Origin of the sequence: Kitasatospora sp. MBT63 (assembly GCF_000710465.2) — a bacterium.
Lineage (GTDB): Bacteria > Actinomycetota > Actinomycetes > Streptomycetales > Streptomycetaceae > Kitasatospora.
In genome coordinates, this window is record NZ_JAIZ01000461.1 from 19,419 (window position 1) to 25,883 (window position 6,465).

Here is a 6,465-nt window from a genome sequence, read left to right on the forward strand (position 1 = left end):
TTCGGACACGTTGCAGGAACGTCACGCCCGCCCCGCTTCCCACTCCGCCCCTGCCCGCCGGCGCCCGGTCCACCTCCGCTCCACCCCCGCGCCGGCCCCGCGGGCCGAGCGGTCGGCGCAGGCGCCGCAGGGCCTGCGGCCGCGGTCGGCGCCTCGGGCACGCGGATCCGGCCGGCGGCCGGAGGGAATCCCCCGCAGCCGGTGAAGCTCCCCCGGACGGCCACCCGAACAGCCCCCGGCGAGCCGCCGCGCCGCGATGTGACGGGCGCCACGAAGAGCATGCGTAACACTTGAGGAGCGGCAGCGATGTGTACGGAGCGGAAGCAGCTCCGGAACAACACAGGCATGTCAGAATGCTGTGTTGGTCTGCGGCGCTGCTGCCGTCCTAAAGACCCAGTCCACGTCCCCACCCCCGAGTCGGTCCGAACCGTCACCGCGCGCTGTCGTGCGGGACGGGACCCCGCCGCCCCGGGCAGCCGGGCCGGGGTTCGAGTCCACTCATCGTCCGAGAGGTTGTTCGTGTCGGCCAGCACATCCCGTTCGCTCCCCCCCGAGATTGCCGAGTCCGCGGCTCTGCTCGCGCTCATCGAGCGGGGCAAGGCCCAGGGGCAGATCGCCGGTGACGACGTGCGCCATGCGTTCGAGGCGGACCAGATCCCGGTCACCAAGTGGAAGAACGTCATGCGCAGCCTCAACCAGGTGCTGATTGAGGAGGGGGTGGATCTGATGGTCAGCGCCGCCGAGCCGGCCGGCGCCAAGCGCAAGAGCGTTGCGGCCAAGAGCACCACCAAGCGCACCGCCACCAAGGCGGTCACCACGCGCACGCCGTCCGCCCCCACCAAGCCCCCGGTCCGGATCGCCCCCGCGGCGACCCCGTCCGCCGCGGCCGTCGCCGCTGCGGTGGCCGCCGAGGTCACCGTCGTCGAGACGGTCACCGAGATCGGTGCCACCGCGAAGAAGGCCGTGGCCGCGCCCGCCAAGAAGGCCGTGGCGAAGAAGGCCGCCGCGCCCGCCAAGAAGACCGCCGCCAAGAAGACCACCACGGCCAAGGCCGCGGGCAAGGGTGGTGACGAGGAGCTCGCCGGAGACGAGGAGCTGCTGGTCGAGGACGCCGCCCTGCCGGCCGACAAGGCCGAGGCCGAGCCGGAGGAGGAGTCGGAGGGCTTCGTCCTCTCCGACGACGACGAGGACGACGCGCCGGCCCAGCAGGTCGCCGTCGCCGGTGCCACCGCCGACCCGGTCAAGGACTACCTCAAGCAGATCGGCAAGGTCCCCCTGCTCAACGCCGAGCAGGAGGTCGAGCTCGCCAAGCGCATCGAGGCCGGCCTGTTCGCCGAGGACAAGCTGTCCGCCGCCGACAAGCTGGCGCCGAAGCTCAAGCGCGAGCTGGAGATCATCGCCGAGGACGGCCGCCGAGCCAAGAACCACCTGCTGGAGGCCAACCTCCGCCTGGTGGTCTCGCTGGCCAAGCGCTACACCGGCCGCGGCATGCTGTTCCTGGACCTGATCCAGGAGGGCAACCTCGGTCTGATCCGTGCGGTCGAGAAGTTCGACTACACCAAGGGCTACAAGTTCTCGACCTACGCGACCTGGTGGATCCGCCAGGCGATCACCCGCGCCATGGCCGACCAGGCCCGCACCATCCGCATCCCGGTGCACATGGTCGAGGTCATCAACAAGCTCGCCCGCGTGCAGCGCCAGATGCTCCAGGATCTGGGCCGCGAGCCCACCCCGGAGGAGCTGGCCAAGGAACTCGACATGACCCCCGAGAAGGTCATCGAGGTCCAGAAGTACGGCCGCGAGCCGATCTCGCTGCACACGCCGCTCGGCGAGGACGGCGACAGCGAGTTCGGTGACCTGATCGAGGACTCCGAGGCGGTCGTCCCGGCCGACGCGGTCTCCTTCACCCTGCTCCAGGAGCAGCTGCACTCGGTGCTCGACACGCTCAGCGAGCGCGAGGCCGGCGTGGTCTCGATGCGCTTCGGCCTGACGGACGGTCAGCCGAAGACGCTGGACGAGATCGGCAAGGTGTACGGGGTCACCCGTGAGCGCATCCGCCAGATCGAGTCGAAGACCATGTCGAAGCTGCGCCACCCGTCGCGGTCCCAGGTGCTGCGCGACTACCTGGACTGATCACGGACGTACGGCTTCGCGGCCGTACGGCTCCATGGCTTCACGGCCTCACGGCTTCGCCCGAGGAGCCCGGCACGTTTCCCCGCGAGGGGGCGTGCCGGGCTCCTCGGCGTTTCGCCGGTCGGCGTCCGCGTGCTGCATGCGGGGGCCACGCCCATGTGCCGCGGTCCGTGATCACTCGTCCGGGTGGCCTGCCGAGAGTCTCGGGCACGCGGCGTATCCGGGCGACTACGCTGTGCCGGTTGGCTGCTGTCGAACCACCTTTGGGAGACCCGGTGTTGCCCAGCTCGGACGCCCGCCCACCCCGACTCTCACCGGTCGCCCCCGGCCGCGCCCGTTCGCGCAGAGCGGTCGCCATGCTCGCACTGGCCGCGTTGCCGGCTCCGCTGCTGACGCTCGGGGCGGCCGCGCCCGCCGCCGCCCAGCGCCGGATCGTCGGCGGGTGGAGCACCACGACCAGGGACCACCCGTGGATGGTGGCGCTGTCCAGCCGGGAGCAGTTCGGCAGTGCGCGCTCCGGGCAGTTCTGCGGTGGCGCGCTGGTCTCGCCGACCAAGGTGGTGACGGCGGCGCACTGCTTCTTCAACGAGAGCACCGGCCGCCGGACCGACCGGCCCGGCCTGCGGGTGATCATCGGCCGGGACGACCTGAACAGCCGGGACGGCCGCGAGGTTGCCGTCCGGGAGGTGTGGGTGGACCAGGGCTACAGCTTCGCCACCAACGAGCGGGACATCGCGGTGGTCACGCTCGCCGAGCCGCAGGCCGGCCGTGAGTCGCTGCAGGTCGTCGGCCAGGGCGAGAGCGAGCCGTACCGTGCCGGTACCGCGGCGCAGGTCTACGGCTGGGGTGACACCACCGGCGGCGGTCGGTACTCCCCGACGCTGCGCGAGGTCGAGGTGCCGCTGATCGCGGACACGGACTGCTCCCACGCGTACCCGCCCGGTGGCGACAGCCCTTTCGACGCCCGGACGATGGTGTGCGCGGCCGCCCCGAAGGGAGGCCGGGACGCCTGCCAGGGTGACAGCGGCGGCCCGCTGCTGGTCGCGGGCCGACTGGTCGGACTGGTCTCCTGGGGGACGGGCTGCGCGGAGGCGGCCCACCCGGGGGTCTACACCCGGATCGCCGCGGTGGCCGACGACATGCGCACCGTGCTCGACCGGTGACGGAGTGCCACGGCGCGGGCCGTCCGCCGGTCGCCGACGCGGGCCGGCGCCGGATCGCCCCGGGCCGCACGACATGCGCCGAGTGCCATGTGGCGAGGGCCACTCGACGCGGTGTCAGCGCGTGAGCGGCCCGTCACTCGTGGTGCCCGGAGAAACGCCGGAGCCGGTGGACAGGCTCTGCAGCCTGTCCACCGGCTCATCGACCTGGTCGGTCGAATCAGCTCGCCGGGGCGAGCGCCTTGGTCAGCGCTCGTCGTTGTCGGCCGTGGCAGGCGTCGCGGTCAGCCGGCCGCTCTCGTCCTGTATTTCCACGGCAATCTTCTTGAGCTCGGGCTCGAACTTCCGCCCGTGGTGGGCGCAGAAGAGCAGCTCTCCGCCGCTCGCGAGGACAACGCGCAGGTAGGCCTGGGCGCCGCAGCGGTCACAGCGGTCTGCCGCGGTGAGCGGGCTCGCAGGGGTCAGAACAGTAGTCACGTCGCCTCTTCTCTAGCTCGACGAGCTGTCGTACCAGGGTCAACATCCAACCAGGTCGATTTCGTTCCCGCTCGTGGCTTTTCTCGGTTCGAGGATTCTGCAGTTGTTGTTGATGAGGACGTGCCCCGGGCTTCGGTGGTTCATGCGTACCGAATCCGGTGACCCGTCGGTGGCCTCGAACGTCCTAGCGAAGCGATGTCCGGGTTCCGCGTAGCATAATCCTCTGCTGGGTTGGAGCATAAGCCCCGTCCCAGGCCCCGATAGCCTGCATCCCAGCAGCTCCGCCGCCTGCTCCCGGTCCCACGCCCCGCCAGGAACCGTGGTGTCAGGTGGAGATGGCACCCTGGAGCCCACGACTCCGACGAAGGTCTTGTTCGCGCAGCGCGTACAAGCCGGACGGAGCCGGGAGGCCGGTGTCTCAGTTGCTGAGAGAGCGGGGCGCCCCCCAGGGCGGCCGCCCCGCCCGGCCAGCCGAGTCAGAACGTCATTGAGGAGTGCAGCGAGTGAGTGCTGAAACGTCCGTGCCGTCCGCTCTGGTCGCCGGGGAGGACGGCTCCAACTACACCGCTCGGCATCTGCTCGTCCTGGAGGGCCTGGAGGCCGTCCGCAAGCGGCCCGGCATGTACATCGGTTCGACCGACAGCCGCGGTCTGATGCACTGCCTCTGGGAGATCATCGACAACTCCGTCGACGAGGCCCTCGGCGGCTACTGCGACAAGATCGAGGTGCTGCTCCACGGTGACGGCTCGGTCGAGGTGCGTGACAACGGCCGTGGCATCCCGGTCGACGTCGAGCCCAAGACCGGCCTGTCCGGGGTCGAGGTCGTGATGACCAAGCTGCACGCCGGCGGCAAGTTCGGCGGTGGCTCCTACGCCGCCTCCGGCGGACTGCACGGCGTCGGCGCCTCCGTGGTCAACGCGCTGTCCGCCCGGCTCGACGTGGAGGTGGACCGCAGCGGCCACACCCACGCGATCAGCTTCCGCCGCGGCACCCCCGGCCTGTTCACCGAACTCAGCCCGGACGCCCCCTTCGAGGCGCGCAACGGCCTCACCAAGAAGGGCAAGGCCCCGCGCGGCCGGACCGGCACCCGGATCCGCTACTGGGCCGACCGGCAGATCTTCCTGCGCGACGCCAAGCTCTCGCTGGAGAGCCTGCACAGCCGCGCCCGGCAGACCGCCTTCCTGGTGCCCGGCCTCACCATCATCGTCCGTGACGAACGGCTGACGGAGAGCGAGAAGGTCGAGGAGGCGACCTTCCGCTTCGACGGCGGCATCGGCGAGTTCTGCGAGTTCCTCGCCCCCGACAAGCCGGTCTGCGACGTCCTGCGGCTCCAGGGCGAGGGCACCTTCAAGGAGACCGTCCCGGTCCTGGACGAGCTCGGCCACATGACCCCGACCGAGGTCACCCGCACCCTGGGGGTCGACATCGCGCTGCGCTGGGGCGCCGGCTACGACACCACCCTGCGCTCCTTCGTCAACATCATCGCCACCCCCAAGGGCGGCACCCACGTCACCGGCTTCGAGCGTTCGCTCGCCAAGACCGTCAACGAGGTGCTGCGCAGCGCCAAGCTGCTGCGGGTCGCCGAGGACGACATCACCAAGGACGACGCGCTCGAAGGGCTCACCGCGGTGGTCACCGTGCGCCTCGCGGAGCCGCAGTTCGAGGGGCAGACCAAGGAGGTGCTCGGCACCTCCGCCGCCAACCGGATCGTCGCCGCGGTCATCGCCAAGGAGCTCAAGGCCTTCCTCGCCTCCAGCAAGAAGGACGAGAAGGTTCAGGCCCGCGCCGTGATGGAGAAGATCGTCGCGGCCGCCCGCACCCGGGTCGCAGCCCGTCAGCACAAGGAGGCGCAGCGTCGCAAGACCGCGCTGGAGACCAGCTCGCTGCCGGCCAAGCTGGCCGACTGCCGCAGCGACGACGTCGACCGCAGCGAACTGTTCATCGTGGAGGGTGACTCCGCGCTCGGCACCGCCAAGCTGGCCCGCAACTCCGAGTTCCAGGCGCTGCTGCCGATCCGCGGCAAGATCCTCAACGTGCAGAAGGCCTCGGTGGCCGACATGCTCAAGAACGCCGAGTGCGCCTCGATCATCCAGGTGATAGGAGCCGGCTCCGGCCGGTCCTTCGACATCGACCAGGCCCGCTACGGCAAGGTCATCTTCATGGCCGACGCCGACGTCGACGGCTCGCACATCCGCTGCCTGCTGCTGACGCTGTTCCAGCGCTACATGCGCCCGATGGTGGAGAAGGGCCGGGTGTTCGCCGCGGTCCCGCCGCTGCACCGGATCGAACTCACCAACCCCAAGCGCGGCCAGGAGAAGTACCACTACACCTACTCCGACTCCGAGCTGCGCCGCACGTTGCTGGAGTTCCAGGGCAAGGGGCTGCGCTGGAAGGACCCGATCCAGCGCTACAAGGGCCTCGGCGAGATGGACGCCGACCAGCTGGCCGAGACCACCGTGGACCCGCGCCACCGCATCCTGCGCCGGATCAACCTCGGTGACCTGGAGGCCGCGGAGAAGGCCTTCGACCTGCTGATGGGCAACGACGTGGCGCCCCGCCGGGACTTCATCGTGAACTCGGCCGCCACCTTGGACCGCTCCCGCATCGACGCCTGACCGGTCCGGCCGACCGGTCCGGCCGGCCCGGCCCCGCCGTACGGCGCAGGGGCTCTCCACCCGCGGGTGGAGAGCCCCTG

At 70.7% G+C, this 6,465-nt stretch carries 4 protein-coding genes; 3 read left to right on the top strand and 1 reads right to left on the bottom strand.

Going from position 1 to position 6,465, the window contains the following annotated elements; all coding sequences use genetic code 11:
• The first annotated feature begins 513 nt into the window (after window positions 1–513).
• Window positions 514–2,133 carry an RNA polymerase sigma factor gene (locus tag AA75_RS24880; RefSeq protein ID WP_082526808.1) on the top strand — a complete coding sequence of 540 codons (1,620 nt, stop codon included), beginning with the start codon at window positions 514–516 and terminating at the stop codon, window positions 2,131–2,133.
• A gap of 356 nt (window positions 2,134–2,489) precedes the next feature.
• On the top strand, window positions 2,490–3,296 hold the full coding sequence (locus tag AA75_RS24885; RefSeq protein ID WP_033822458.1) for a trypsin-like serine protease: 807 nt from the start codon (window positions 2,490–2,492) through the stop codon (window positions 3,294–3,296).
• 243 nt (window positions 3,297–3,539) lie between these two features.
• On the opposite strand, the gene AA75_RS24890 is transcribed toward AA75_RS24885, so the two are convergent.
• Window positions 3,540–3,770 (bottom strand): hypothetical protein, encoded by a 231-nt coding sequence (locus AA75_RS24890; protein ID WP_033822459.1) that lies wholly within the window; start codon window positions 3,768–3,770, stop codon window positions 3,540–3,542.
• A 503-nt stretch (window positions 3,771–4,273) separates the two neighbouring features.
• Here AA75_RS24890 and AA75_RS24895 point away from each other — a divergent pair.
• Complete coding sequence (locus AA75_RS24895) at window positions 4,274–6,385, top strand: type IIA DNA topoisomerase subunit B (protein WP_033822460.1); 2,112 nt, start codon at window positions 4,274–4,276, stop codon at window positions 6,383–6,385.
• The last annotated feature ends 80 nt before the right edge of the window (window positions 6,386–6,465 follow it).